This window comes from Caulobacter sp. B11, from assembly GCF_002737765.1.
Taxonomy (GTDB): Bacteria; Pseudomonadota; Alphaproteobacteria; order Caulobacterales; family Caulobacteraceae; genus Caulobacter.
In genome coordinates, this window is sequence record NZ_PEGG01000288.1 from 1 (window position 1) to 3,485 (window position 3,485).

The 3,485-nt window shown below is 70.1% G+C and carries 3 protein-coding genes; all 3 read right to left on the bottom strand.

All coding sequences use genetic code 11. The annotated features are described in order from the left end of the window. On the bottom strand, positions 1-2,182 hold a 2,182-nt coding region (locus CSW58_RS11240; RefSeq protein WP_236627787.1), incomplete at its 3' end, for an FtsX-like permease family protein. Then, the gene (locus CSW58_RS11245) at positions 2,179-2,910 is read right to left on the bottom strand and encodes an ABC transporter ATP-binding protein (protein WP_099447349.1); all 732 of its coding nucleotides are present in this window, start codon (positions 2,908-2,910) and stop codon (positions 2,179-2,181) included. The genes CSW58_RS11245 and CSW58_RS11240, both read right to left, overlap by 4 nt. 96 nt (positions 2,911-3,006) lie before the next feature. After that, positions 3,007-3,485 (bottom strand): phosphoribosyltransferase family protein (locus tag CSW58_RS11250; protein WP_255406577.1); only part of this gene is annotated, 479 nt, incomplete at its 5' end.

The window sequence follows — 3,485 nt, forward strand, 5'->3', positions numbered from 1 at the left end:
CCGCCCAGGACGCCGACCGGAATGGCCACCAGCGCGCCAGAATGGTAAGCTCCCCGACCAGCACATAGGCGCAGGTGGCCGGGCCAAAGCCGAGCACCCGCAAGGTCGCAAGGTCCCGCCCACGTTCGGAGAGCGCGATGCGGCAGGTGTTGTAGGCCACGCCAAAGGCGATCGCCCCGGCGAAACCCAGATAGAAGATGATGGCGGTGCGGAAGGATTGCGCCATGACCTTGCGCCAGCTGGCCACGGTGTCGTCCCGAGACGAGGCGCCGATGACCTGGGGCGTCGCCTCGATGGCGCGGTAGAAGGCTGGCCGGGCGTCGGCGCTCAGCAGCAGGTTCGCCCCGCTGGCGATGTCGCCCTCGTTCATCAGCCGGTTTAGCGCCCTGCGATCCATATAGGCGGTCAGGCCGCTGTAGTCCCGAGACAGGCCCGTGATCGGCAGAAGGGCGGCCGGGCCCGATCCGTCGAGGACCTCGGTCCAGACGGCGTCGCCCGCAACCAGGCCCAGGCGCGAGGCCAGCGCCTCGCTGAGCACCAGACCGCGCCCTTCGAATGGAACACGGCGATCTTGGTCGTCGAGGGGCCGGTGCAGGTGCGACTCCGGCTCCAACCCGACGATGCGAACCGCCTCCTGGCGGCCGCCGGCCTTCAGGCGCGCCGCCACCACCCGTGTCGGCTCAGCGGCGTAGACCCCTGGCCGTCGCGCCAGGTCGCGGACGGCGGCCACGTCGCGCGGCTCGACGAAGCCGACCGCGTCGCTCCAACGCTGGACGCGATAATAGGTTTGGTCGACCACCTGGTCGACGCCATCGAACAGGAACTGCGTGCCGATCAGCAAGGACAGGCTCGCCGCCAGGCCCAAGGCCGTCAGCATGGCCCGCCCTGGAAACCGCTCCAGGCTCCTGGCGATCATCCGGCTGCCCTGGTCAAAACCCTCGCCGCCAACCAGGCGGTCCAAAACGCCTGTCGAATAGACGGCCGGCCGGGGCGGCTGCATGGCCAAGGTGGGCGACAGGGCGACGACGCGGCGGACGGCCGCCAGCGAACCCGCGGCGGCGGCCGCCACCGAGACCATCGAGGCGGCCAGGAAGGCGGTCCAGTGGAAGTGGACGCTGAGCACCGGAAACCGGAAATAGGCACGGTAGAGATCGACGATGGCCGCGCCCAAGGCGCCGCCGGCCAGGCCGCCGGCCAGGGCGCCCGCAAGGCCGATCGCCGCGGCCATCCGCAGATAGACCAAGGCGACGTCGCGGTCGCGATAGCCGAAAGCCTTGAGCAGACCGATCTGCTCCCGTTCGGAATCAACCAACCGGCCGACGACCAGATGCACCAGGCTGGCCGCGACGAGCAGGAAGACGGGGGGCAGGATCGAGGCCGAGGTCGATAGCTCCTTCAGCTCCGCGTCCAGGAAGGCGTGCGACGGCTGGTCCTCGCGGGCGGAGGCGGCCCGGCCGCCGTAGGGGGCCAACAGCCGGTCGACGTCGCGCAACACGGCGGGAAGCGAGGCGCCCGGCGCCAAGGTCAGGGCCACGGCGTTGAACGCGCCGCTCATCCCGGCGGCGCGCTCGACCGTCCGGCGCGGCGCCCACAATACCCCCTGGTGAGCGTCGTCGGGCATGAACGACTCGGGCGACGGCACATAGACATATTCCGGCGACAGGACGGCCCCGACGATGGTCAGGGTGACGGCCCGTCCGTTGATCGTGCTCTTCAGGCGATCGCCCAGCCGCACCCCGGCCGCGTCCAGGAAGGTGCTCAGCGCCACGGCCTCATCGGTCCGGGTCGGGTCGGGCATGCGGCCACGCACCAGCCGAACGCGGTTGAGGCTCCGCTCCGGATCGTCCGGCAGCGAGATCAGCCGGGCGATCGCCGGGCGCTTGAGGCCAGGCACGTCCATCAGGCCGCTATGCAGGATCCGCGTGTCGACGGCGGTGACGCCGTCGACGGTCTCCAGATCGCGCGCCCGCGACGCCGGGACGCGCTTGGCCAGGGCGAAGACGTCGGCGAAGCGCGTCTCCGCATAGAAGCTCTGCTGGGCCTGGGCCAGGGCGCGCTGCGCCGAGAAGGCCATGACCGCGACGGCGACGCCGCAGGCGATCAGCATCGCGATGGCCGCCACCTGCCATTTCATGCGCCACAGATCGCGCAGCAGCTTGCGATCGAGGGGGGCGGGCCTCACCAGCGAATCTCCCGCGGGGCGGTCTTGCGCCTGTTGGTCTCGATCTCGGTGATCTGGCCGTCGCGAAAGCGGATGACCCGATCGGCCATGGCGGCGATGCCGGCGTTGTGCGAGACGATCATGGTCGTCGCGCCGACCTCGGCGGCGACCTCGGCGATCGCCTCCAGCACCTGCACGCCGCTGTCGCTGTCCAGCGATCCGGTCGGCTCGTCACAGAGCAGCAGCGCCGGCCGCTTGGCGATCGCCCGGGCCACCGCCACCCGCTGCTGCTGGCCGCCCGACAGTTGGGCGGGAAAGTGATCCATGCGATCGGCCAAGCCCACGCGCGCCAGGGCCTCTTCCGGGCTCATCGGGTCGGTGGCGATCTCGGTGATCAGGGCGACGTTCTCGCGCGCCGTCAGGCTGGGAACGAGATTGAAGAACTGGAAGATGAAGCCGACGCTTTGGCGCCGGTAGCGGGTCAGGGCGGCGGTGGTGGCGCCGCTGAGCTCGACATCATGAAAGCGGACAGAGCCGGAGGTGGGGCGGTCGAGTCCGCCCAGAATGTTGAGCAGCGTGGATTTGCCGGACCCTGAAGGCCCCAGCAGCACCAGGGTCTCGCCCGCCTCTATCCGGAGGTCGACCCCGCGCAACGCATGCACGTCCCCCGCCCCGGTCGCATAGACCTTGCAGAGGTCAGCGACCACGAAAGCGGGCTCCAGGGGCGACGACGGATCGGTGCGGGACATTGTCGGCCTCCACGGGATCCGTCGCCGGACTCCACCTTCTCGAAGAGCATGGTCCTCACCTTGATCTGCCGCAAATGCGCGCCCGGCGCGCCTTGGCTATGGGCGGCGGCCGGCGATCAAGGGCGCCAGCCAGATCGCGTTGGTCGGATGTGGAATGGAGTCGGTGGAAACGATCTGTTGGGCCACGGCCTGCAGGCGCGCCAGGGCGTCGTCGCCGAACACCGCGTGCACGACGACGCACACCGGCGGCGCGAAACCCTGAAGACCCAGGGCCTCGGCGGCCGCCACCAAGGTTCGCCCTGAGGAGGCGATGTCGTCGATCAGCACCGTGCGCCGACCGCGATGGGCCGCGAGATCGGGCAGGCCGATCCGGACCTCCCTGTCGCCGAGCCTTTGCTTGGACAGGACCACATGCGGCGCCCCGACCCGAGCGGCGACCGCCGCGACCCACTGCTCGCTTTCCACATCAGGCCCGATGATCAGCGGAGCCTCAACCTCGGCCCTGATCCAGTCGGCCAGCAAAGGGGCGGCGTGCAGGGTCTTGCAAGGAATGGCGTAGAGGCTCTCGAGGGCGG

Bases quoted from the DNA above. Each gene is read 5' to 3' on its own strand.
- CSW58_RS11245 (WP_099447349.1), bottom strand. From the start codon at position 2,910: ATGTCCCGCACCGATCCGTCGTCGCCCCTGGAGCCCGCTTTCGTGGTC.